Source organism: Caulobacter sp. ErkDOM-E, from assembly GCF_048541895.1.
Lineage (GTDB): Bacteria > Pseudomonadota > Alphaproteobacteria > Caulobacterales > Caulobacteraceae > Caulobacter.
The window spans coordinates 344,642-368,235 of record NZ_CP183331.1 but is presented as its reverse complement, the minus strand read 5'-3'; the positions used below and the strand labels follow the sequence as shown (position 1 = coordinate 368,235).

Genomic DNA, 23,594 nt, shown 5'->3' with positions numbered 1-23,594 from the left:
AGGCGAAAATGGTGCCGCTTAGGTGACTCGAACACCTGACCCCATCATTACGAATGATGTGCTCTACCAGCTGAGCTAAAGCGGCCCACAGCGCGTTGGAGACAAGGCCCCGGCGCGAGGAGGCGCCTATTTAGCGGCGCGCGGGCCGCTTGCCAAGCGTCTACGTGAGACTGTGTTGCGACGCGGCGCCGGACCCTCGCCGGAAGGCTCGGAAAGCGGCGTAACGTCGAAGACGCCGGGATCGTCCGGGATCGGCATCAGGGGACCGCCGACCTCGGCCGCGCGGACAAAAGGCGTCGATTCCACATAGGCCGAAGGCAGTTCGGGCAGGTCGCTCATGGTCCGTTCACGGCGTTCGTGGCGCGGATGGATCAACTCGCCCGTCTCGGCGAAGCTGACGGCCAGACGGGCCCAGTCCTCTCGGCCATAGGCGAAAGCGCGACCTTCAGGGTCGAGATCGGACCAGTCCGGCTCCTGCGGCGCGGCGCGGCCCCGGGCAATCCAGGCCCGCGCCTCGTCGGCCTCACCATTGGCGAAGGCGACGCGGGCCATCAGGCCGGCGAAGCGCGCCGTCGGGGCTTCGTCATCGAGCAGACGGGCTGCGGCGCGAGCGGCGATGGGATCGCCGCCCACCAGGCCGCTCTCGACCCGCAGGATGCGGCTCTCTCGGGCTTCGGGCTTCATCGCAGCAAGAGCGGCCAGACGCCCGGCCCGGACCTTGGGCGTCTCGCTGGTCTTCAGGTCCCGATAGGCGAGCCAAAGGGCGGGATGCGGCGCGCTCTTCCAGGCCGTTTCGATCAGTTGCCCGGCCTTGGCGACCTTGCCATCGGCGGTCAGAAGGCGTGCCGCCATCACCGCGCCTGGCGCGAAGTCAGGCTTGAGCTTGACGGCCTGGAGCGCGAAATCGAGCGCCTGGCTCCGCTTGCGCGGATCTTCAGAGCCTTCAAGGCTGGCGGCCGAGGCGGCCAGAAGGGCGGCGCGCGCGCGCTCGGCGACAACGGGCGGCACGATCTTGCGGTCCAGGGCGGCCTGGGCCAGATCGAGCGCCGACGCCCAGTCGCCCGCCTCGAGCCGGGATTCCAGCAGAGCCCGCCAGGCCCAGCGCGCGGTTCGGGCCAGGCCGAACGCGGTTTCAGCGTGGCGCACGGCGGTCAGCCTGTCGCCCTCGGCCAGGGCGGTCTGCATCAGGCCGCGCAGGCCAGCCAGCCGCATCTCCGGGAAGCCCAGCATGGCGTTATAGGCGGCCTTGGCGGCCACGTGGTCACCGGCGGCCTCGGCCGCCTGGGCGGCCAGCACGCGAACCAGGGCGGGCGTATCCTCGGCGAGGTCCGCCGCCTTCTGCGCCAGCCTCCGGGCCTCGGAGCCGTCGCCTGCGGCCACGGCGAGGAAGCCGCGCGACAGGGCCTCGACGCCCTGCTGGCGCTTGCTTTCGGCGCGGGCGCGCGACGCGCGACGCGGGGCCTCGACCACCCAGATCAGGCCGCGCCACAGAATGGTGGCCAGCAGCGCGGAAAACAGGGTGAGGAGCGCGGCTGCGGCGGCGGTCATCTCGACCCGCCAGCCCATCCAGTCGAGATGGGCGCGGCCGGGCTCCCCCATCAGGGCCAGACTCGCGACGGCGACCGCCGCCACCAGGAACAGGATGAAGGACGCGCGGATCATGGCGCGGCCCGCGAAACCTGGGCCAGGGCGGCCAGGGCGTCGGCGCGGATTGCCGCCACGTGGCGATCGACCTCGACGCGGCGCTCGGCCGAGGCCAGCCAGGGGGCCAGGACCAGGAGAGCCGGATCGGGAAGCGCGTCCAGCGTCCGGATCGCGCTCTCGACATCACCCTCATTCAGCAGCCGCTGGGCGCGCGCCAGCTTGGCGTCGGGCGTCGTTCCGCCCGTCGAACTGACCTGACGGATCGAGACGATGCCGGCCAGGGCGTAGCGGATTCGCGCCAGCAGGCCGGCGTCCTGGCCCGGATCACGGGCGGCGGTCGCGGCGCGGCCGGCCAGGGTTTCGAATTCTGCGGCGAGACCGGCCCGGGTCGGGGCGCCCGTCTGGGCCAGGCGCGACAGGGCCCGCAGGTCGGGCGACATCGGCAACACCCGCCCAAGACTGGCCAGTTCCTGGTCGAACGGACCCGAGGTCTGGGCCGCGTCCGCCAGGGAGGCGGCGGCCAGCGAAGCCGCGGCGGCGTCCAGGACGCCCTTCTGGCCGGCTTCCAGGGCGGCGAGACGGGCCTCGAGGCGCTCGATCTCAACGGCGGAGCCGGCCAGGGCCGGCGCGGCGGCCTCGACCGGAAGCGGCGAGCCGACCGGCAAGCGCGCGGACGGCGGCGTCGCGCTGGGCGTGGCCTGGATCTGGCTGTCGCTGGAACCCTTCACGGGAAACCAGGTCGGCCCGTACCGGGTGACCAGGGCGCCCAGGATCACGCAGGACACGCATAGGGCGATCAGCGCCCAGAAGCCTGCGCCCAGCAGCGGGCGGCGGCGGGCGTACAGCGCGGGATCGCTGGGCGTGACGATTTCAGCGGGATCTGGAGCGGCGTTCATATCCCATTCGTGCCCCACGCCGCACCGCCGCGCAATGTGCAGCTATCGCCCAAGCAGATCGAGCAGGTCAGATTCATGGGGTCGAGGCGCAAAGGCCACAGAGCCGATGCGGCCCAGGCGGTGCGCCGCCAGGAGCGGTTCCGCCACGGCCGGCGACAGACACAGGGCCGCAAGCGCCGGCGCCGGCGCCTGGTCGAGAAGAGAGGCCAGCCCTCGCGCGGCGCGGGGAGACTGCAGCAGCACGGCCTCGAGCCCGGCCAATTGCCCCAGGGTCCCAGGCCCAGGCGGGCGGTCGATCGTGGCATAGACAGCCAGGGCCCGCGCCGCTACCCCCGCACGGGCCAGCAGCGCCGGCAGGTCGGCGGCGGGCTCGCGGGCGCTGACCGCCAGAACAGTCCCTGGGCAGGTTCGTGCGATCAGCGCGGCTAGCGCCTCGACATCGCCGTCGGCGCTGAAAGACTCGGAAAATCCCGCCACCCGGGCCGCGCGGGCCGTCGCATCGCCCACGGCGAACACCGGAAGGTCGCGCGCGGCAGTCAGGCGCGCGAAGGCCTCGACGCCGTTGGCGCTGGTGAAGGCCAGAGCCGTGATCCCGGCCAAGTCGACCACCGGCGCGAGAAACCGGATCTCCAGCAGGGGATCGACGAGCGCCTTAAAGCCCATGGCCTCAACGCGGCGGGCGGTCGCCTCGGCGCCGGGGCGCGCGCGGGTGATCCAGACCGTGCCGCCCCTGCGCATCGGCTAGTCCGGCAGGATCAGGGCGTCGCCGCCCTCGGCCCGCACGGCCGCGCCCAGAGACAGGCCCAGCTGCCGAGCGGCCGCGACATCGTCGGAGCCGTCGAGCGTGACGTCGCCCTCGCGCCGGAACCGCTGCACGCCGTCAGGGGTCAGGGCCTCGACGATCATCGACAGGCGCTGGCCGTCGAGGATGGCGTAGGCGCCGATGGCGGTGCGGCACGAGCCTTCCAGGGCGTAGAGCGCGCCGCGCTCGGCGGCGACGCAGATCGTGGTGGGACGGCAGCGGACGGCGTCGAGCCAGCCGGCGTTCACATCTTCAAGGCGCGTCTCTATGACCAGGGCGCCCTGGCCCGGGGCCGGCGGACAGGCGATCGGGTCGAGCCAGCTCTTCGGCAGGTGACCCAGGCCAAGACGGTTCAGGCCCGACTGCGCCAGCAGGATGGCGTCGGCCTCGCCGCGTTCCAGCTTGGCCAGGCGGGTGTCGACATTGCCGCGCAGCATGACGATCTCAAGGTCCGGGCGCACATGCAGGGCCTGAGCCTGACGACGCAAGGACGCCGTGCCCAGGCGCGCGCCGTGGGGCAGGTCTTCCAGACGATCGCAGATATTGCTGATAAAGGCGTCGCGGGGATCCTCGCGCTCGGGCGTGGCGGCCAGGATCAGGCCCGGCGGCAGTTCGGCCGGCATGTCCTTCAGCGAGTGGATGGCGCAGTCGATGCGGCCGTCCAGCAGGGCTTCCTCGATTTCCTTGGTGAACAGGCCCTTGCCGCCGATCTCCATCAGGCGGCGATCCTGGATGCGGTCGCCGGTGGTGACGATCGGGATCAGGGGCGCATAGGCCTCTTCCTCGCCGGGCGATCCGCCGAGCGCAGCGGCGATCCGCGCCTGCATGAGACCGGACTGAGCCAGGGACAGCTTGGAGCCACGGGCGCCAATACGGATGGGAGGTTGCCGGGACACGGTGGGAACGTTACCTGCGGAGACAAGATTGAAGCCATCGCTGCTACAGGAGCGGCGGGAACCCCGCAACCGAATGCCAAATTCCACGACCCTCGGCCTGACCATCCTTGGCCTGGAGACCAGCTGCGACGAGACTGCGGCCTCGGTCGTGCGCCGTGAGGGTGACGGAACGGTCACGGTGCTGTCCTCGATCATCGGCACCCAGTTCGAGCAACACGCCCCGTTCGGCGGGGTGGTGCCGGAAATCGCCGCCCGCGCCCATGTCGAGGCCATCGACGCCATCGCCGCCGAGGCCATGCGCGCGGCGGGCATCGGCTTCGACCAGATCGACGGCGTCGCCGCCACGGCCGGCCCAGGCCTGGTGGGCGGGGTGATGGTCGGGCTGGCGTTCGGCAAGGCCGTGGCCCTGGCCCGCAACATTCCCCTGGTGGCGGTCAATCATCTGGAGGGCCATGCGGTCTCGGCCCGGCTGGGAGCCGACATTCCCTATCCCTTCCTGCTGCTGCTGGTCTCGGGCGGGCACTGCCAGTTGCTGGAGGTCGCCGGGGTCGGGGCCTGCACCCGCCTGGGCACCACCATCGATGATGCGGCCGGCGAGGCTTTCGACAAGATCGCCAAGTCCCTGGGCCTGCCCTATCCGGGCGGGCCGGCGCTGGAAAAGCTCGCCGCCACCGGCGACGGCTCCAAGTTCGAGCTGCCGCGCGCCCTGTTGGGCCGCAAGGATTGCGACTTCTCGTTCTCGGGCCTGAAGACCGCTGCGGCGCGCCAAGCCGAGAAGATCACGGATGAACAGTCGCGCGCCGATCTGGCCGCCGCCGTGCAGGCCGCCATCGCCCGCCAGCTGTCGGAACGCACCGACCGGGCGATGAAGCTTTACAAAGAGAGCCATCCAGATCAGCCGCTGCGCTTCGTGGTGGCCGGCGGCGTCGCGGCCAATGGCGCGGTCAAGGCGGCGCTCCGCAGGAACTGCGACGACAACGGCTATTCGTTCGACGCCCCGCCGCTGGTCTATTGCACCGACAACGCCGCGATGATCGCCCTGGCCGGCGCCGAGCGGCTGGCTTTGGGGATTTCAGACGATCTCGATGCCGTCGCCCGGCCGCGTTGGCCGCTGGACGAGGCGGCGGCGTTATCCAATCCGAGCAACAGTTTCGGTCGCAAGGGAGCCAAGGCATGACCACGTTCAGACACGCCGGCGTCATCGGCGCCGGAGCCTGGGGCACGGCCCTGGCCCAGGTCGGCGCCCGGGCTGGTCTGCGGGTCACGCTGCAGGCCCGCGAGACAGAGGTGGTCGAGAGCATCGCCGCCAAACGCGAGAACACACTATTCCTGCCCGGCGTCGTGCTGGAGCCCGAGATCGCCGCCGTCGCCGACTTGGCCGGCCTGGCGTCCTGCGACCTGATCCTGGCCGTCGCCCCGGCCCAGCATCTACGCTCGGCCCTCAAGGCCCTGGCCCCGCATCTGCGTCCCGGCGTTCCGGTGGTGCTGTGCGCCAAGGGCGTCGAGCAGGGCACGCTGAAGCTGATGACCGAGGTCGCCGCCGAGGCCCTGCCCGGCGCGCCTCTGGCCGTGCTGTCGGGCCCTAGCTTCGCCGGCGAGGTGGCCCGCAACCTGCCGACCGCCGTCACCCTGGCCTGCGAGGACGAGGCGCTGGGCCGCGCCATCGCCGAGGCCATCGCCACCCCCACATTCCGCCCCTATATCGCCGCCGACATGATCGGGGCCGAGGCCGGCGGGGCGGTCAAGAACGTGCTGGCCATCGCCTGCGGCATCGTCGAGGGCAAGGGCCTGGGCCGCAGCGCCCACGCCGCCCTGATCACCCGGGGCTTCGCCGAACTGACCCGCCTGGCCATGGCTCTGGGGGCCAAGGCCGAGACCGTGGCCGGCCTGTGCGGCCTGGGCGACCTGGTCCTGACCTGCTCCAGCCCGCAATCGCGCAACATGAGCGTCGGCCTGGCCCTGGGTAGCGGCATGACCCTGGCCGAGGCCCTGGCCGGCAAGCTGTCGGTGGCGGAGGGCGTCGCCTCGGCCCCGGCCGTCCGCGACCTGGCTGCGCGCCTGGGGGTCGAGATGCCGATCTGCCAGGCCGTCGCCGCCATCCTGGCGGGCGAGGCGCAGGTCGACGCCGCCATCGCGGGGCTGCTGTCGCGCCCGCTAAAATCCGAAGCCTGAACGCTGTTATATATAAGGAGCGCCCGATGCCCCTCTTCGCCATCACCTGCAAGGACAAGCCCGGCGCGCTCGAGACGCGTCTGGCCACCCGTCCTGTTCATCTCGACTATCTGAAGACGTCGACCGGGCTGAAGCTGGCCGGCGCCCTGCTGGGCGAGGACGGCAATCCGATCGGCTCCCTGCTGATCGTCGAGGCCGACGATCTGGCCGCCGCCCAGGCCCAGGCTGACAACGACCCCTTTACCGCCGCCGGCGTGTTCGAGAGCGTCGAGGTCCGTCCCTGGCGCCTGGCGATCGGCGAGCTCTAGCGTCCGCTCGTGCGATCCGACCCCGACAATCCTGCCCGCCCGGCTCCCGGGACGGTGCTCTGCGCGCTGGACGAGATCCCCTCGCCCGGCGCCAAGGGGTTTCGCTTCCGCCAGGACGAGGCCCTGTTCGCAGGCTTCGTGGTGCGACAGGGTGAGGCCGTGTTCGGCTATGTCGACAGCTGTCCGCATGCCGGCTGGCCCATGGCGGGCTTCGCCGGGCGATATCTGACCCGCGACAACGACCTGATCCTGTGCGGCGGCCACGCAGCCCTGTTCCGCATCGAGGACGGCGTCTGCCTGGCCGGTCCCTGCCCGGGTCAGACCCTGACGCCCTGGCCGGTGCGGATCCAGGCGGGCGAGGTGCGTACTACCTGACCGCGCGACGTTTTGTCGCTTCCCCGCCAAGGTAGAGTTAAGATCGGTTAGACATGTCGGCCCCATGATCTTCCCCAACGGAAGCGATTTCTGACGGGAGAGACGGTCACATGGCGTCACTGGGCCAGAAGATTGTCGGGGCGTGCGGCGGCGCGGCCCTCCTCTGCGCGGCGACAGCGGGCACCGGACTTTGGGTGGCGTTCAGCCTCGACAAGGCCCTCGAACGCGCCTCGACGTCGTCTCGCATCCTGCGCCTGCACATGCACGCCGACATGATGCACGACGCCCTGCGTGGCGATGTCGGCGGGGCCATCATGTCCAGCGACCCGGCCCTGGGGTTCGACATCAAGGCCGTTCGCGCCGACCTCGCCGAGCACGTCGCGGCCTTCGAAGAGGATATCAAGGCCGCAGAACAGCTTGCGCATGATCCGGCGATCGAGGCCGCCCTGAAGGACGTCGAGCCCCCACTGGGCGCCTATATCGCCGCCGCCTCGGGCCTGATCGCCGTAGCCGATACCGATCCAGCCGCCGCCCGCAGCCTGCTGCCGGACTTCAACAACCAGTTCGCGATCCTTGAAGACAAGATGGAGCAGGCCTCCGGGAAGATTGAGGCGGCCGCCACCCGCGATGCCGAAGCGGCCCGAAGCCTGGGCGTCTTGGGCCAGATCGTGATGGGGGCCCTGCTGCTGTCCGCCGCCGCCCTGGCCGTGGGCCTGATCCTGGCCGCCCAAAGGGTCCTGATCGCGCCTCTGTCCGAGATCACCCGCTGCCTGCGGCGACTGGCGGTCGGCGACTTCTCGGCCGCCCTGCCCAAGCTGGGGCGCAAGGACGAGATCGGCGAGATGGCCTCCGCCGTCCACGCCTTCCGCGACGCCGTCGAGGCGTGTCAGAAGGAGCTCAAAGCCACCGATGTCCGCGAGGCCCTGGAAGCCGAACGCCGCGCCGCCGAGACCCGCCGCGCCTCTGAAGATGCGGCTCAGAACGCCGTGGTCGGCAACCTGGGCGACGCCTTGCGCCACCTGTCGAACGGCGACCTGTCGCACCGCATCGATCAGCAATTCCCCGAAGGCTATGAGCGCCTGCGCATCGACTACAACGCTGCTGTCGACAAGTTGTCGGGTGTGATCGCCGCTTCGCTGGAAGGCGTTTCGCTGATCCATGGCGGCGCCGCCGAGATCACCGAGGCCGCTGACGACCTGTCGCGCCGCACCGAGCATCAGGCCGCCAGCCTCGAGGAGGCCGCCGCCGCCCTTGACGAAATCACCAGCACGGTGCGCCAGACCGCCGAAGGGGCCAATCGCGTCCGCAAGGTTGTCGAAGCGGCCCGCACTGCCGCCGGCAACAGCGGCGCGGTCGTGGACCAGGCGGTCGGCGCCATGGGCGCGATTGAAAAGTCTTCCAGCCAGATCGGCCAGATCATCGGTGTGATCGACGAGATCGCCTTCCAGACCAATCTTCTGGCCCTCAACGCCGGGGTCGAGGCCGCCCGGGCCGGCGAGGCCGGTCGCGGCTTCGCCGTCGTCGCCCAGGAAGTCCGGGCCCTGGCCCAGCGCTCCGCCGACGCCGCCAAGCAAATCAAGACCCTGATCGCCACCAGTGCGGCCGAGGTCGGCCAGGGGGTCGAATATGTCGGCAAGGCGGGCGAGGCCCTGCGCGCCATTGCCGACGAGGTCGACCAGATCGACGCCCTGGTCGGCGCCATGGCGGCCTCTGCCCAGGAACAGGCCCGCGGCCTGGCCGAGGTCAATACGACCATGAACCAGATGGACCAGGTCACCCAGCAGAACGCGGCCATGGTCGAGGAGACCACCGCCGCCAGCCACGCTCTGGCTCAGGAAGCCACACGTCTGGCCGAGCGCATGGGTGAATTGCGGATCGCCGATGGCCGGGTCGCCCAGCGGCGGGCGGCTTAAACCGCGTTCAAGGCAAACAAGACTTATGTGCTTTTAGGCTGGAGCCTTCTCCGCCGAAAAGGCCGCCAGATCCTCGATCAGAGACTTGGCCGCCATCGCCACCAGTTCGCCGCCCTTTTCCGGCGTGGCCAGGGCCGGGTCCGAGCCCATGCGGCCGTCGGGATAGCGGGCGCGGAAGTCCAGGGCCTCGCGGATCGGGCCGGTGGGCGCGATCTTGGGCTCATAGGCCGTGGTCTTGATGGTTTCCGGATAGGCCCACTGGGTCACCGCGATCTCGGACGGCGTCGCATGGCTGCCGTGACCCACCGGGAATTGCCGGTTGGCCAGGGCGTTGACGCCGGCCAGGTCCCACCAGTTCTTCAGCTTCAGGGCGAACGGCGCCCGCGCGCCGCGGAAGCTGTAATCCGCATAGATCTCCGAGAACGCCGCCTCGATCGAGGCGACATTGCCGCCGTGGCCGTTGAGAAAATAGATCCGTTCAAAGCCGTGCGCGCCCAGCGACCGCACCCAGTCGCCGATCGCGGCGATGAAGGTCGAGGGGCGCAGGAAGATGGTGCCCGGAAAGGCCAGGTGATGCTGGGCCATGCCGATATTGAAGGTCGGGGCCACCAGCACGGTGTCCGACAGCTTCTGGGCCTCGTGCGAGATGATCTCCGGGCACAGCCAGTCCGTGCCCAGAAGGCCCGTGGGTCCGTGCTGCTCATTGGAGCCGATAGGCACGACCACAGTCTTTGAGGTCTTCAGAAAGGTCTCGATCTCGGACCAAGTGGAGAGGGCGAGCAGCATGGCTGGAAACTCCGCGAACAATCTGAGCGGGACCCGGCAAGTCCGAGCCGACAATTCCTCATCGCTTTAATCTCATCCGACAACGCCGCCGATCCTTTTTGCGTCGTCTGTCGGCATCACAAGTCGATGACGTGTAGCGGACCTTGAGTGATGCCAGTGACTTTGCCGCCCCGCACCTTGATCAAGGTGCGGAGGGTTGGATTCCTCAGCTCGACACGGAAGTTTGAGGTTTCGCAGGTCTTCCCCGCAACCACCTGGTCAAGACGGATGAATTTGTCAGGTGTACTAGCGTCCTCACAGAAAACGCTGGTTAGTCCGTACCGGTCTCTGTTCACTCTGCTGAAGACCGCTGGAGCCTCGGCACCCACACATACAGCATGATCGATGCAGTCGATATCGACTGACCCGCGAAACATCCAGATCGTGGATCGGATTCCGTCGGAGCCTGCCACGCCGGCCGCGAACGCCACAGGAATCGCGGCAACGAACAGCAACCTTTTCAATGGATGCATTTGGGACTCCCAAGTGAATCTCGACGGTAGGGCGTGAAAGCGGCGCGCACAATCCGAACGGACAACAAGATCCAGCCAGCCAAATGGCGATTCTTCATTGGTCTTCTTGCGCCCCGGGACGGGCCGCGCATAACTCCCGCCCAACAAGACCAAGGGAGTAGATGGCGTGAGCGACGGACAGGTTTTCCCGGTTCCAGAGGCCCTGGCGCGGCAGGCCCATATCGACGCCGCCGCCTATGAGGCCGCCCTCGCCCGCGTCGAGGCCGATCCGGACGGCTATTGGCGCGACATCGCCGCTCGCCTCGACTGGATCAAGCCGCCCACCCAGATCAAGGACGTCTCGTTCGACAAGGACGATTTCCGCATCCATTGGTATGCCGACGGGGTGCTGAACGTCAGCGCCAACTGCATCGACCGTCATCTGCCGCACAGGAAGGACGAGGTCGCCCTGATCTTCGAGGGCGACGAGCCGGGAACCTCGGACACACTGACCTATGGCCAGCTGCACGAGGAGGTTTGCCGCATGGCCAACGTCCTCAAGGCCCAAGGCGTCCAGAAGGGCGACCGGGTGACGATCTATCTGCCGATGATCCCGATCGCGGCCGTCGCCATGCTGGCCTGCGCCCGGATCGGCGCCGTGCATTCGGTGGTGTTTGGCGGCTTTTCGCCTGACAGCATCGCCGGCCGCATCCAGGACTGCGCCTCGCACTTCGTGATCACCGCCGACGAGGGCAAGCGCGGCGGCAAGCGCGTGCCGCTGAAGGCCAATATCGACGAGGCCCTGAAGAGCTGCCCGTGGGTCGGCAAGGTGCTGATGGTCCGCTGGACCGGGGCCGACGTGCCCCTGGTCAAGAACCGCGACATCGTCTGGCAGGACGTGCGCGAAGCGGTCTCGGCCGAGTGCGCGCCCGAACCGATGAACGCCGAGGATCCGCTGTTCATCCTCTACACCTCCGGCTCGACCGGAAAGCCCAAGGGCGTGCTGCACACGACCGGCGGCTATCTGGCCTGGGCGTCGTGGACCTTCTGGGCCGTCTTTGACTACAAACCCGGCGAAGTCTTCTGGTGCACGGCCGACGTGGGTTGGGTGACCGGCCACAGCTATGTGGTCTACGGCCCGCTGGCCAATGGCGGGACCAGTCTGATCTTCGAGGGCGTGCCCAACTATCCCACCCCCAGCCGGTTCTGGGAGGTGATCGACAAGCACAAGGTCGAGATCTTCTATACCGCCCCCACCGCCCTGCGGGCCCTGATGCGCGAGGGCGACGAGCACGTCACCAAGAACGATCTTTCGTCGCTGCGCCTGCTGGGCAGTGTCGGCGAGCCGATCAATCCGGAGGCCTGGCTCTGGTACCACCGCGTGGTCGGCAAGGCGAAACTGCCGATCGTCGACACCTGGTGGCAGACCGAGACCGGCGGCATGCTGATCACGCCACTGCCCGGCGCGACGGCCCTGAAGCCCGGCTCGGCCTCCAGGCCCCTGCCCGGCGTCAAGCCGCAGCTGGTCGACGCTGAAGGCGCGGTTCTGGACGGCGCGACCGAAGGCAACCTGGTGATCACCGACAGCTGGCCGGGCATGATGCGCACGGTCTATGGCGACCACGGCCGGTTCTTCGAGACCTATTTCAGCACCTATCCCGGCAAGTACTTCACCGGCGACGGCTGCCGCCGCGACGCCGACGGCTATTACTGGATCACCGGCCGGGTCGATGACGTGATCAATGTCTCGGGCCACCGCCTGGGCACCGCCGAGATCGAGAGCGCGCTCGTCGCCCACGAAACCGTCGCCGAGGCCGCCGTGGTCGGGTGCCCGCACGACATCAAGGGTCAGGGCGTCTATGCCTATGTCACCCTGAACGCCGACGTCACCCCGACCGATGATCTGCGCAAGGCGCTGGTGCTGTGGGTCCGCCACGAGATCGGCCCGTTCGCTGCGCCGGACGTCATCCAGTGGGCCCCGGGCCTTCCCAAGACCCGGTCGGGCAAGATCATGCGCCGCATTCTGCGCAAGATCGCCGAGAACGACCTCACCAGCCTGGGTGACACCTCGACCCTGGCCGATCCGTCGGTCGTCGATGATCTGGTGAAAAATCGCGCCGGCGCGTGACGGCGAGGCCATCGGCGCGTTAGCGTCAGGATGATGAGCCGGCGACTTTCCCTTGCCCTGATGTTTCTGGCCAGCCCGGCTCTGGCCGACGGCGCCTGGACGGACCGCCTGCGGGCGGGCGAGATCCCCATCGAGGCCCATGCCGACGCCAGGGGACGCGGCGGCATGGTGAGGGCGGCCATCGATATTCCCGCCCCCGTGGCCGTGGTCTGGCGCACGATCCTCGACTGCGATCGTGCGGCCCGCATGACCCCGGGGGTCAAGCGCTGCCGGGTGCTGTCGCGCGCAGTGGACGGCCGCTCGGAACGGCGCGAGCATCTGGTCAAGTGGGGCTTCTTCCTGCCGACCCTGCGCTCGACCTCGCGCGTCGACCTGGACCCTGAGCGCAGCATCCGCTTCACCTGCATCGGCGGCGACATCCGCGCGTGCGAGGGGTCCTGGACGCTGGAGCCGATCAAGTCCGGGACCGCCACCCGCGTGACCTATGAGATGTGGGCGGCGGCGCCCTTCGCCCTGCCGGCGCCCATGCTCAGCGGCCTGATGCGCCGCGACGTCCCCGACGCCCTGAGGGCCTTGCGCCGGGAATGCCAGGAGGCCGAGTGAGCCCGGCCTCGCAGGACCTGCCTGATGGCCTGTGGCTGTTCGACGGCGTGTGCAATCTCTGCTCGGGCTCGGTCACATTGGTGCTGAGGCTGGATCGCGAGGGCGTCATCCGTTTCACGCCAATCCAGTCGCCCTATGGCCGCCAGCTGGCCATCACCCACGGGATCGACCCGGACACCCCCGCCAGCTTCCTGTTCATCGACCATGGCCGGGGCCTGGAAAAGACCGCCGCCATCGGCGCCTTGCTGCGCCGGCTCAACGCGCCGTGGCGCTGGCTGGCCTTTGTCGATCGCCTGCCCAGGCGGCCGGCCGACGCCGCCTATGACTGGCTGGCCGCCAACCGCTATCGGCTGATGGGGAAGAAGGACGCCTGCATGGTCCCCTCGCGCGCCCAGCAAGCCCGGTTCATCCTGGAGCCTCCGACAATCGCTTCATGACAAGACGGTAAGCTTTCGCCCCGGCGGGGCGATGATAGGGTCGGCGCAACCGCGTTTGCTGGAGCTCACCCCGAATGATCCGTCCCGTCGCCAAGGCCGCCCTCGTGGCGCTGGCTCTTTCGACCACCGCCCTGTCGCCCATGGCCTTCGCGGCGCCCCAAGACAAGATGGGCGCGCCATCGATCAGCGTGCCGCCGATCGTCTACCAGGAGCGCGTGCTGGCCAATGGCCTGAAGGTGTTCACGGCCCGCGATACGACCACGCCGAACGTGACGGTGCAGGTCTGGTACGGCGTCGGCTCGAAGGACGATCCTGAAGGCCGTTCGGGCTTCGCGCACCTCTTTGAACACATCATGTTCAAGGCCACGCGCAACATGCCCAACGAGACCCTCGACCGGCTGACCGAGGATGTCGGCGGCTTCAACAACGCCTCCACCTATGACGACTTCACCAACTACTACGAGGTGGTGCCGGCCAATCATCTGGAGCGCCTGCTGTGGGCCGAGGCCGACCGCATGAGCACCCTGGTGATCGACGAGGCAGGCTTCGCCTCCGAACGCGATGTGGTGAAGGAAGAACTGCGCCAGCGCGTTCTGGCCGATCCCTATGGCCGTCTGTTCGCCCTCTATGTGCCGCAGCAGTCGTTCACCACTCACCCCTACAAGCGCCCGGGCATCGGCTCGATCGAGGAGCTGGACGCGGCCACTGTCGATGACGTGCGCGCCTTCCACGCCACCTATTATCGCCCCGACAACGCCGCCCTGATCGTGGCCGGCAATTTCGACGACGCCCAGCTGACCGCCCTGACCGACAAGTATTTCGCGCCGCTGAAGGCTCCGGCCACGCCGCTGCCCAGGGTCACGGTGGTCGAGCCGCCGCGCACCGGCCCGAAGACCGTCAACACCTATGGCCCCAATGTGCCGCTGCCGGCGGTGGCGATCACCTGGCTGGCTCCGGCCTCGGCCGACCAGGACGCCCCGGCCCTGGCCGTGCTGGACGCCATCCTATCAGCCGGCAAGTCCTCGCGGCTCTACGACACCCTGGTCTATGAGCAGCAGATCGCCCAGTCGGTGTTCTCCTCGGGCCCGACCAACGCTCAGCCGGGCCTGTTCTATGTCGGCGCCATCATGGGCGGCGGCAAGACGGTGGATCAGGGCGAAGCCGCCCTGCTGGCCCAGGTCGCCCGCCTGCGCGACGCCCCGCCGACCGCCGCTGAACTGGCCGAGGCCAAGACCGGCCTGCTGGCGGACGCCGTGCGCCGCCGTGAAGAGATCGACGGCCGCGCCTTCGCCATCGGCTACGCTCTGCTGACCGACGGCGACGCGGCACGCGCCAACACCAACCTGGCCGGCCTGCAGGCGGTCACCGCCGCCGACGTCCAGCGGGTCGCGAAAAAGTGGCTGGCCGACGATCGCCGCACGTCCATCCGCTACCTGCCGGAATCGGCCAGGCCGGCCGGCGAGAAGGACAACACCCCGGCCCCGCCCAAGGTCGCCTCGGTGAAGTTCAACGGCACGGTCTTCACCCTGGCCCCCGAGGGCGAGCGCCAGAAGATCCCTGCCGTTGCCGCCCCGATCGCCGCCGTCCTGCCCTCGCCGGTCGAGAAGACCCTGGCCAACGGTCTGCGGGTGATCGTGGCCAAGTCCAGCGACCTGCCGCTGATCACCGCCGACCTGACCGTGCGGGGCGGCGCCAGCTCTGATCCGGCCGGCCTGGCCGGCGCGTCCAGTCTGACCGCCGACCTTCTGACCGAGGGCACCAAGACCCGCGGCGCGGTCGATATCGCCCGGCAGACCGAAGCCCTGGGCGCCAATCTGGCGGCCGGCTCGGGCTGGGAAGCCTCGTCCCTGACCCTCAGCGTCATCGCCGACAAGGCTGGCCCGGCCATGGCGATCATGGCCGACGTCGCCCAGAACCCGGTCTTCAAGGCCGAGGAGCTGGACCGTGTTCGCGCCGAGACCCTGGATGGCCTGTCGGTCGCCTATCAGCGCCCGGGCAGCCTGGCGGCCTACGCAACAGCCCCGGTGCTCTATGCCGGCTCGGCCTATGGCCACGTGGCCGGCGGCACGCCCGGCTCGCTGCCGAAGATCAAGCGCGAGGACCTGGTCAAGCTGCACTCGGCCGCCTGGCGTCCGGACAATGCCGTCCTGGTCCTGACCGGCAACCTGTCGCCGGAAGCCGGCTTCGCCCTGGCGCAGACCGCGTTCGGCGGCTGGAAGAAACCCGCCACGCCGCCGCCGGCCACGCCGGCCGCCCCGACCGGCTACAAGCCGCGCAATGTGGTCATTGACCTGCCCGGCACCGGACAGGCGGCCGTGACCCTGGCCAAGCCGGCCATCACCCGCGCCGACCCCAACTACTATTCGGGCCTGGTGACCAATGCGGTGCTGGGCGTGGGCTATTCCTCGCGTCTGAACCAGGAAATCCGCATCAAGCGCGGCCTGTCCTACGGCGCGGGTTCCAGCCTGACCCCGCAGGGCCAGTTCGGCGGCTTCTCGGCCCGGGTGCAGACCAAGAACGAGTCCGCCGGTCAGGTGGTCAGCCTGGTCCAGGCCGAACTGACCCGTCTGGCGGCCGAGCCAGCCTCGGCCAGCGAACTGACGGCGCGCAAGTCGGTTCTGGTCGGCGGCTTTGGCCGTGACCTCGGCACCTCCGAGGGCCTGGCTGACATCCTGGGCAACCTGGCCGTCTATGGCGTGCCGCTGAACGAGATCCAGAGCTATGCGAGCAAGGTCGAGGCCGTCAGCGCCAGCGACGTTCAGGCCTTCGCCAAGTCGATGATGGACCCCGCCCAGACCAGCATCATCGTGGCCGGCGACCTGAAAGCGATGGGTGACACCCTGCCCGCCGCCGTGCCGAACGCCACGGTGATCCCGGCCGCCAAACTGGACCTCGACAGTCCGACGCTGACCAACGGGAAATAACTCTCACCTTTGTCATCCCGGAAGCCTCGCAGAGGCTGCCCGGGACCCAGGGGCCGGCGCACTGTGGTCGCCCCTGGGTCCCGGCTCTTCCCCCAGCCTTCGCCGGGGTGCGGCCGGGATGACAACATTATGGTGCTTTAGACGCCGGAGCCTTCTTGGCGACAGTCGCCTTGGGCGCCCCGCCCTTGGCCAACAGATCCCGGATCTCCGTCAACAGGGCCTCCTGGGCCGTTGGGGCGGCGGGCGCTTCCGGCGCGGGCTCGGCGGCGTCGGCGCGGCGGATGCCGTTGACGACCTTGACCAGCAGGAAGACCACGGCCGCCACGATCAGGAACTGGATCAGGGTGTTAATGAAGGCCCCGTACTGAACGGCGACCTTCTCCACGGCCTCGGTGGCCGCGTTTTCGGGCTTGAGCACCCATTCCAGCTTGGAGAAGTCGAGGCCGCCGGTCAGCAGACCGATCGGCGGCATGATCACCTGGTCGACCAGGCTCTTGACGATGCCATTGAAGGCCGCGCCGATGATCACGCCGACGGCCAGATCAATGACGTTGCCGCGCGAGATGAACTCGCGAAATTCCTTGATGACACTCATGACCCGGTCTCGCCGATTAGCCTTGCTGAAGGGGCGAAACTGGCGGCGTTCGGTCGGTCCGGTCAAGGCCGGGCCAGGCGGTCCGCCTGACTACTCGTCGGCGTTGAGCCGGGCCCGCAGTTCCTTGCCGCTCTTGAAGAACGGCACATGCTTGGCGCGCACATCGACGGTTTCGCCCGTGCGCGGATTGCGGCCGGAGCGCGCCGGGCGCGAGCGCACCGACAGCGCGCCAAAGCCCCGAAGTTCGACGCGACCGCCACCTTCCAGAGCGCCAATCATGCGCTCCAGAATGACGCTGACAACGCGCTCGACGTCTTTCTGCGTCAGGTGCGGATTTTCATTCGCGAGCCTGGCGATGAGTTCAGACTTGATCATCGATATCCCCGGCGCCGGAGGGAGGAACTGGCGCGTGCGGACCTTTGCCCAAGGGTGGTTGAGTCTTCAAGAGGCAGGTTGAGATTCTCCCGCCCGACCTGGGCGCCCATTCGAAGCGACACAGACAGGATATCCCGGATTTTCTCCTCAATCTGGGTTCGCATGCCGAGCCTCGGCGAAAGTGCGCAAGCTTCTCGCAAATTGCCTGGGATTTCGGTTGAAACGCATCTCGTGACGTCCGGACCGGGGAAACGCGCAGTTTAGACGCTCGATCGGGATCATCGTGGTGAGCGCTGTCTTCACCAAAGGCGTCGCCGTCCAAGGACTTAGCCGAACAAGACGCAGGATGGCGCAAAGAAAAACGGCGGCCGGATCGCTCCGGCCGCCGCTGACTTCAGTCCCGGTGAAGGGGCGAAAGACTATTCCTTGGGGGTGGCCCGCTCGCGCAGAGCCGCGCCCAGGATGTCGCCCAGCGAAGCGCCGGAGTCCGACGAGCCGAACTGCTCGATGGCTTCCTTCTCTTCGGCCATTTCCAGCGACTTGATCGACATCGAAACGCGGCGAGCCGCCTTGTCGATGTTGGTGATCTGAGCGTCGATGCGGTCACCCACGGCGAAGCGTTCCGGACGTTGCTCTTGACGATCGCGCGACAGGTCCGACTTGCGGATGAACGCGGTCATCAGGGCGTCGTCTTCGCCGAAGCGAACTTCGATGCCGCCGGTGGTCACTTCGGTCACGGTCACAGTGACGGTCTGGCTCTTGCGATAGGTGTCGCCCGACATCGGATCGCCGCCCAGCTGCTTGATGCCCAGCGAGATGCGTTCCTTCTCGACGTCAACGTCGAGAACCTTCGCCTTGACCATGTCGCCCTTCTTGTAGCGGGCCATGGCTTCTTCGCCCGAGGCGCTCCAGTCGATGTCCGACAGGTGCACCATGCCGTCGATGTCGTTGTCGAGGCCGATGAACAGACCGAACTCGGTCGCGTTCTTGACTTCGCCTTCGACGGTCGAGCCGACCGGGTGAGTTTCGAGGAACGAATCCCACGGGTTGGCCAGAGCCTGCTTCAGGCCCAGCGAAACGCGGCGCTTGGACGGATCGACGTCCAGCACGACCACGTCGACTTCTTGCGAGGTCGAGACGATCTTGCCGGGGTGGACGTTCTTCTTGGTCCAGGACATTTCCGAGACGTGGACCAGGCCTTCAACGCCGGCTTCCAGCTCAACAAACGCGCCGTAGTCGGTGATGTTGGTGATGCGGCCCGTGAACTTGGCGCCGACCGGGTACTTCGCTTCCACGCCGTCCCACGGATCGGACTGCAGCTGCTTCATGCCGAGGCTGATGCGCTGGGTGTCCGGGTTGATCTTGACGATCTGGACCTTCACGGTGTCGCCCACGGCGAGCACTTGGCTCGGGTGGTTGACGCGCTTCCAGCTCATGTCGGTGACGTGCAGCAGGCCGTCGATGCCGCCCAGGTCAACGAACGCACCATAGTCGGTGATGTTCTTGACGACGCCTTCGCGGATTTCACCCTCTTGCAGCTGCGACACCAGTTCGGTGCGCTGCTCGGCGCGGGCTTCTTCCAGGATGGCGCGACGCGAGACGACGATGTTGCCGCGCGGACGGTCCATCTTGAGGATGGCGAAGGGCTGTTCCTTGCCCATGAGCGGGCCGACGTCGCGCACCGGGCGGATGTCGACCTGCGAGCCGGGCAGGAACGCCGAGGCGCCGCCCAGGTCGACGGTGAAGCCGCCTTTGACGCGGCCGACGATGGCGCCCATGACGGGCACGTTCTGGGCGTAGACGCCTTCCAGACGGGTCCAGGCTTCTTCGCGCTTGGCCTTTTCGCGGCTGATGACCGCTTCGCCGAGGGCGTTTTCCAGGCGTTCCAGGAAGACTTCGACGTGGTCGCCGACCTTGATGGTGGGCTTGCCGGCGTCATCAACGCCGAATTCCTTCTGGGGAACGCGACCTTCGGTCTTCAGACCGACGTCGATGATCGCGAAGTCCTTCTCGATACCGACAACGATACCCTTGACGACGGTGCCTTCCGCGAAGTCGCGGCCGCCCATGGAATCGTTAAGCAGCGCTTCGAAATCGTCGCGCGTCGGGTTGAAGCTCATATCGTCAGCCATGCTGATGTTTAGTCTCGTGTTGAGGGACGCCCCACAATGAAGCCGCCGAATGACGGTTCTGGGGATTCCGGGTGATAAGGATTTTCATGCGGACCGCGGCTTCCTAAGCGGCGGCGAGGCGGGCGTTAGATTAGCCCGGGAGGTTTCCCAACCGGGCGCGCGCCGTCTCGACAATGCGGCGGGCCGCATCGAAGGCCTGCTCTATAGTCATTTCCGACGTATCGAGCAAGACGGCGTCTGAGGCTTGGGTCATGGGCGCGCTGTCGCGGCCGGAGTCCCGCGCGTCGCGCCTGTGGATGTCGGCCAGCACATCGGCGTAGGCGACAGCTTCGCCCTGTCCGGACAGCTGCTTCCACCGGCGTTCCGCCCGGATCTCCGGTGTCGCGGTCACGTAAAGCTTGGCCGGCGCATCGGGGGCGATGACCGTGCCGATGTCTCGCCCGTCGATCACCGAACCGGGCTCGCGGGTCGTGAACTGCCGCTGGAGATCAAACAGGGCCGCGCGGACACCGGTATGGACGGCAACCCGGCTGGCCGCCTCGCCGGCGGCGCGGGTGCGAACCTCGGCCCTCTCCAGTTCGGCCAGGTCCAGCCCCTTGGCTGCGGCCTCGGCAGCGGCGGCGTCATCCAGATCGCCGCCGGTCGCCAGCAGTCGCACGCCGACAGCGCGATAGAGCAGGCCGGTGTCCAGCATCGCATAGCCATAGAGCGCCGCCAGCCGACTGGCGACCGTGCCCTTGCCCGAGGCGGCGGGGCCGTCGACGGCGATCACGAACCCCATGCTCAGGCCTCCGCCAGATCCGCGCCGAGGCCGCGCATCAGGTCGGCGAAGCCCGGGAAGCTGGTGGCGATCATGCCCGGCTCGTCAACGGCCACGCCCTGCTGGGCGGCCATGCCGAGGATCAGATGGCTCATGGCGATGCGGTGATCGCCGTGGGTGTGGACCAGGCCGCCGCCGCGCACGGGGTGATTGCCGCCCCGCGTGCCGACGACCGTCATGCCTTCGGGCTCTTCCTCGACCGTGACGCCGCAGGCCGTGAGGCCCGCCGCCGTCAGGGCGATGCGGTCGCTTTCCTTGACCCGCATCTCGCCGATGCCGCGCATGACGGTCGGACCGTCGGCGAAGGCGGCCGCGACCGCCAGGATGGGATACTCATCGATCATCGCCGGAGCCCGCTCGGGCGGCACGACCACACCCCTCAGCGAGGAATAGCGGGCGGTGATGTCGCCGACCTCCTCGCCGCTGGACATCCGGACGTTCGAGATCACCAGATCCGCGCCCATCTCCTGCAGCGTCGTGAACAGGCCGGTGCGCAGGGCGTTGAGCATCACGCCCTCGACCGTGACCTCCGAACCCGGAACGATCAGGCCGGCGACCAGCGGGAAAGCCGCCGACGACGGATCACCCGGCACCGAGACATGCGTCCCGGTCAGCTTCTGGCCCTCGGGCAGACGGATGTGGCGAATGCCGTCACGGTCCTCGACGATCACCTCGGCCCCGAAGGCGCGCAGCATGCGCTCGGTGTGGTCGCGGGTGGCTTCGGGTTCGATCACCTCGACGCCGCCCTCGGCGTGCAGACCGGCCAGCAGCACGGCCGACTTCACCTGGGCCGAGGCCATCGGCAGGCGATAGGCCAGGCCGCGCAGATTGCCGCCCTTCAGGGTCAGGGGCAGGCGCCCCCTGTCGCGGCCCAGCCAGGTCGCGCCCATGCGCGCCAGGGGATCCAGCACCCGGCCCATCGGTCGTCCGCGCAAGGATGCGTCGCCGGTGAAGGTCGAACACATGGCAAAACCCGCCGCCGCGCCCATGATCAGGCGGACACCGGTGCCGGCATTGCCGCAGTCGATGACATCGGTCGGCTCGGCGAAACCGCCCTGGCCCTCGATGCGCCAGCGGCCGACGCCTTCCTGCTCGACCCGCGCGCCAAAGGCGCGCATGGCCCGGGCGGTCGCGAGCACGTCGTCGCCCTCGAGCAGGCCCTCGACCGTGGTCGTGCCACTGGCCAGAGCGCCCAGGATCATCGAGCGGTGCGAAATCGACTTGTCGCCCGGGGCGCGAACGGTCCCTCGAAGGGCTCCGCTGGGCCCGCTTTTCAGTCCAGCCGCCGTCATGCCTTAACCGGCTCCCTGATCATGGTGGGGTTCGCGAGGGGATTGCTTTTGACAGCGGGCCTTGGCCATGGCAAGTCACCGGCCGCTTTTCCCATCTGGATCAAAGGTTCGCCTCTTGGCCAATCCCGAATTGGGCGCAAAACAAATTTGCCCCAACTGCCAATCGAAATTCTATGACCTGGGCCGTCGCCCGGCGCTGTGCCCCAAGTGCGGCGAGTCGTTCGACCCGGAAGAGGCGCTGAAATCGCGCCGCGTCCGTGCGCGCGCCGTCACGCCGGACTATGACGCCGAGGACGAGAAGCCCGCTCCGCCTCCGAAGGATGAGGACGGCTTCGAGGACGAGGTCGATGAGACCCCGGAAATCGACAAGGTCGAGCCCGACGTCATCGAGACCGATGACGAAGACGCCGATCCGGGCACGCCGACCCCTGCGGGCGGTGACGACCTGGGCGTCGACTTCGCCGAGGACGAGGATCTCGCCGAAGACGAAGCCGACGACGTGCCCTTCCTCGAAGACGAGGACGAGGACGAAGACGCTCTCGAGAACGAAATCGAAGGCCTTCCGGGCGCCGACGACGACGATCGCTAAGACCTCGAACGACGTTCGAAAAATTCTTCGAAAAAGTTCGCCGGGAGGGTTGATCCAAAAATCCTCCCGGCATAGGTTCCGCGCCTCGCCGGGCCCGACCAGATCGGAACAGGCGGGACACACCAGGGTTCTCTTGGGAAACCAAGGACCTCGGGGCTTTAGCTCAGCTGGTAGAGCGCTTGCATGGCATGCAAGAGGTCAGCGGTTCGACTCCGCTAAGCTCCACCAAGACGGCCGCTTCCCTAAAGGGAGCGGCCGTTTCCATGTCTGCCTCCTCTCGACGGCGCGACAAACTTCCGCCCTTACATGCGATCATTCCTGTCGGCCCCGCGGCGCGTGCGGGCGACGAGGCGGAGAAGATCCATGCGGCCAATGCTGGCGATGTCGTGTCTGGCCCTGTCGACCCTGGGGAGCCTGCCCTTGCTGGCCCTGGCGCCCGATGTCGGAGGCGCTCCAGGCGCGGGACTGTCCCTTCCCATCCAGTGCGAGATCGGCGTCAGCTGCGAGGTTCAGAACCTCGTCGACCGCGATCCGGGCCCCGGCGCCAGGGACTTCCGGTGCGGCTCCCTGACCTATGAAGGCCACAACGGCGTCGATTTCCGCTTGCCGGACCTTCGGGCCCAGAAGGCCGGCGTGGCGGTGCTGGCGGCGGCCGACGGGACCGTGTCCAGGCTGCGCGACGGGGTGGCCGACATCTCGGTGAAGACAACCGGTCTTGAGGCCGTGAAAGGCCAGGAATGCGGCAATGGTCTGGTGATCGATCATGGCGGCGGCCTGGTCACCCAGTACTGCCACATGCGCCAGGGCTCTCTGGTGGTGAAGGCCGGCCAGGCGATCAAGCGGGGCCAGCCCCTGGGTCAGGTCGGGCTTTCGGGACAGACCGAATATCCGCACCTGCATTTTACCGTGCGACGCGACAATGAGGTGGTCGACCCCTTCGCGCCCGCTCCGGGCGCCGCCGGGGCCTGTAGCTCGGGCGGCGGGCTGTGGACGGCTGCGGCGGCCGGCAAGCTGGCTTACAGGCCGCGAGCCGTACTCAACAAGGGCTTCGCGGCGGGGCCTGCCGGCATGGCCGAGGTCGAGGCCGGAAACCTGCCGACGCCCGGCGCAGCGACGCCGCTGGTGGCCTATGTGCGATCCATCGGCCTCAAGGTCGGCGACCAGGCTCGCCTGACCCTCAGGGGGCCGGACGGCAGCGTTGTGAGCGTCAATGAGGTCGCCCCATTGACTAGCGCCAAGGCGCAGTATGTGCTGTTCACGGGCAAAAAGGCGCCGGCCGGGGGCTGGCCCAGGGGACGTTACGAAGGCCGATACGTGGTGAACAACGCGGGAGCGACGGTGGTCGACACCACGTGGTCGATCACAATTTAACGATCTTGTGTCGACGACCCCCGATAGACGGGCGTTTCCCCTTTC

At 68.2% G+C, this 23,594-nt stretch carries 22 protein-coding genes, 2 tRNA genes and 1 pseudogene; 13 read left to right on the top strand and 12 right to left on the bottom strand.

Annotated features, from left to right (window positions below):
- Positions 1-9 precede the first annotated feature (9 nt).
- From ACN2C7_RS01860 to hemC, 5 genes are all read right to left on the bottom strand, one after another.
- Positions 10-85 (bottom strand) — tRNA-Thr (locus ACN2C7_RS01860).
- 41 nt (positions 86-126) lie between these two features.
- Positions 127-1,662, bottom strand: coding sequence for a heme biosynthesis protein HemY (locus ACN2C7_RS01855; RefSeq protein ID WP_419319502.1), 1,536 nt, complete (start codon positions 1,660-1,662; stop codon positions 127-129).
- A complete protein-coding gene (locus tag ACN2C7_RS01850) occupies positions 1,659-2,540 on the bottom strand; it encodes a COG4223 family protein (RefSeq protein WP_419319501.1) in 882 nt (293 codons plus the stop codon). The genes ACN2C7_RS01855 and ACN2C7_RS01850 overlap by 4 nt, the downstream gene beginning before the upstream one ends.
- A gap of 42 nt (positions 2,541-2,582) precedes the next feature.
- Positions 2,583-3,278: a uroporphyrinogen-III synthase gene (locus ACN2C7_RS01845; RefSeq protein WP_419319500.1), complete on the bottom strand. Its 696-nt coding sequence runs from the start codon at positions 3,276-3,278 to the stop codon at positions 2,583-2,585.
- A 3-nt stretch (positions 3,279-3,281) separates the two neighbouring features.
- Complete coding sequence (hemC, locus tag ACN2C7_RS01840; protein ID WP_419319499.1) at positions 3,282-4,238, bottom strand: hydroxymethylbilane synthase; 957 nt, start codon at positions 4,236-4,238, stop codon at positions 3,282-3,284.
- Between the two features lie 73 nt (positions 4,239-4,311).
- Between hemC and tsaD the strand changes: the two genes are divergently transcribed.
- The 5 genes from tsaD to ACN2C7_RS01815 all read left to right on the top strand — a co-directional run bounded on the left by tsaD (position 4,312) and on the right by ACN2C7_RS01815 (position 9,006).
- Positions 4,312-5,415, top strand: coding sequence for a tRNA (adenosine(37)-N6)-threonylcarbamoyltransferase complex transferase subunit TsaD (gene tsaD / locus ACN2C7_RS01835; protein WP_419319497.1), 1,104 nt, complete (start codon positions 4,312-4,314; stop codon positions 5,413-5,415).
- Positions 5,412-6,410: an NAD(P)H-dependent glycerol-3-phosphate dehydrogenase gene (locus tag ACN2C7_RS01830; protein WP_419319496.1), complete on the top strand. Its 999-nt coding sequence runs from the start codon at positions 5,412-5,414 to the stop codon at positions 6,408-6,410. Before tsaD ends, ACN2C7_RS01830 begins: the two co-directional genes overlap by 4 nt.
- A 26-nt stretch (positions 6,411-6,436) precedes the next feature.
- A complete protein-coding gene (locus tag ACN2C7_RS01825; protein WP_419319495.1) occupies positions 6,437-6,718 on the top strand; it encodes a YciI family protein in 282 nt (93 codons plus the stop codon).
- A 9-nt stretch (positions 6,719-6,727) separates the two neighbouring features.
- Positions 6,728-7,093 carry a Rieske (2Fe-2S) protein gene (locus ACN2C7_RS01820; protein WP_419319494.1) on the top strand — a complete coding sequence of 122 codons (366 nt, stop codon included), beginning with the start codon at positions 6,728-6,730 and terminating at the stop codon, positions 7,091-7,093.
- A gap of 110 nt (positions 7,094-7,203) precedes the next feature.
- Entirely contained in the window at positions 7,204-9,006 is a 1,803-nt protein-coding gene (locus tag ACN2C7_RS01815; RefSeq protein WP_419319493.1) for a methyl-accepting chemotaxis protein, read from the top strand.
- A gap of 33 nt (positions 9,007-9,039) precedes the next feature.
- On the opposite strand, the gene ACN2C7_RS01810 is transcribed toward ACN2C7_RS01815, so the two are convergent.
- A complete protein-coding gene (locus ACN2C7_RS01810) occupies positions 9,040-9,792 on the bottom strand; it encodes a creatininase family protein (RefSeq protein ID WP_419319492.1) in 753 nt (250 codons plus the stop codon).
- Between the two features lie 116 nt (positions 9,793-9,908).
- Positions 9,909-10,304 (bottom strand): hypothetical protein, encoded by a 396-nt coding sequence (locus ACN2C7_RS01805; protein ID WP_419319491.1) that lies wholly within the window; start codon positions 10,302-10,304, stop codon positions 9,909-9,911.
- A gap of 166 nt (positions 10,305-10,470) precedes the next feature.
- On the opposite strand from ACN2C7_RS01805, the gene acs reads away from it, so the two are divergent.
- The 5 genes and pseudogenes from acs to ACN2C7_RS01780 all read left to right on the top strand — a co-directional run.
- Complete coding sequence (gene acs / locus ACN2C7_RS01800; RefSeq protein ID WP_419319490.1) at positions 10,471-12,411, top strand: acetate--CoA ligase; 1,941 nt, start codon at positions 10,471-10,473, stop codon at positions 12,409-12,411.
- Between the two features lie 33 nt (positions 12,412-12,444).
- Positions 12,445-13,014 (top strand): SRPBCC family protein, encoded by a 570-nt coding sequence (locus ACN2C7_RS01795; protein ID WP_419319488.1) that lies wholly within the window; start codon positions 12,445-12,447, stop codon positions 13,012-13,014.
- Positions 13,011-13,451, top strand: coding sequence for a thiol-disulfide oxidoreductase DCC family protein (locus ACN2C7_RS01790; protein ID WP_419319487.1), 441 nt, complete (start codon positions 13,011-13,013; stop codon positions 13,449-13,451). Before ACN2C7_RS01795 ends, ACN2C7_RS01790 begins: the two co-directional genes overlap by 4 nt.
- 74 nt (positions 13,452-13,525) lie before the next feature.
- Positions 13,526-16,375, top strand: a complete 2,850-nt coding sequence (locus ACN2C7_RS01785) for a M16 family metallopeptidase (RefSeq protein ID WP_419319485.1) — start codon at positions 13,526-13,528, stop codon at positions 16,373-16,375.
- Between the two features lie 9 nt (positions 16,376-16,384).
- Positions 16,385-16,499 (top strand): annotated as a pseudogene (locus ACN2C7_RS01780) (hypothetical protein); the annotation flags it as partial.
- A 3-nt stretch (positions 16,500-16,502) separates the two neighbouring features.
- On the opposite strand, the gene mscL reads toward ACN2C7_RS01780, so the two are convergent.
- The 5 genes from mscL to aroA form a co-directional block, all read right to left on the bottom strand.
- Positions 16,503-16,970, bottom strand: a complete 468-nt coding sequence (gene mscL / locus ACN2C7_RS01775; protein WP_419319483.1) for a large-conductance mechanosensitive channel protein MscL — start codon at positions 16,968-16,970, stop codon at positions 16,503-16,505.
- 90 nt (positions 16,971-17,060) lie between these two features.
- Entirely contained in the window at positions 17,061-17,345 is a 285-nt protein-coding gene (locus tag ACN2C7_RS01770) for an integration host factor subunit beta (RefSeq protein WP_419253242.1), read from the bottom strand.
- A 419-nt stretch (positions 17,346-17,764) separates the two neighbouring features.
- Positions 17,765-19,477: a 30S ribosomal protein S1 gene (gene rpsA / locus ACN2C7_RS01765; RefSeq protein ID WP_419319481.1), complete on the bottom strand. Its 1,713-nt coding sequence runs from the start codon at positions 19,475-19,477 to the stop codon at positions 17,765-17,767.
- Between the two features lie 130 nt (positions 19,478-19,607).
- Positions 19,608-20,258 (bottom strand): (d)CMP kinase, encoded by a 651-nt coding sequence (gene cmk, locus ACN2C7_RS01760; protein ID WP_419319479.1) that lies wholly within the window; start codon positions 20,256-20,258, stop codon positions 19,608-19,610.
- Positions 20,259-20,260: 2 nt separating this feature from the next.
- Positions 20,261-21,589 carry a 3-phosphoshikimate 1-carboxyvinyltransferase gene (gene aroA, locus ACN2C7_RS01755; RefSeq protein WP_419319478.1) on the bottom strand — a complete coding sequence of 443 codons (1,329 nt, stop codon included), beginning with the start codon at positions 21,587-21,589 and terminating at the stop codon, positions 20,261-20,263.
- Positions 21,590-21,704: 115 nt separating this feature from the next.
- On the opposite strand from aroA, the gene ACN2C7_RS01750 reads away from it, so the two are divergent.
- From ACN2C7_RS01750 to ACN2C7_RS01740, 3 genes are all read left to right on the top strand, one after another.
- Positions 21,705-22,178 carry a TIGR02300 family protein gene (locus ACN2C7_RS01750; protein WP_305312595.1) on the top strand — a complete coding sequence of 158 codons (474 nt, stop codon included), beginning with the start codon at positions 21,705-21,707 and terminating at the stop codon, positions 22,176-22,178.
- A 152-nt stretch (positions 22,179-22,330) separates the two neighbouring features.
- Positions 22,331-22,406: transfer RNA gene (locus tag ACN2C7_RS01745), tRNA-Ala, on the top strand.
- Between the two features lie 135 nt (positions 22,407-22,541).
- Positions 22,542-23,549, top strand: a complete 1,008-nt coding sequence (locus tag ACN2C7_RS01740; protein WP_419319476.1) for a M23 family metallopeptidase — start codon at positions 22,542-22,544, stop codon at positions 23,547-23,549.
- The last annotated feature ends 45 nt before the right edge of the window (positions 23,550-23,594 follow it).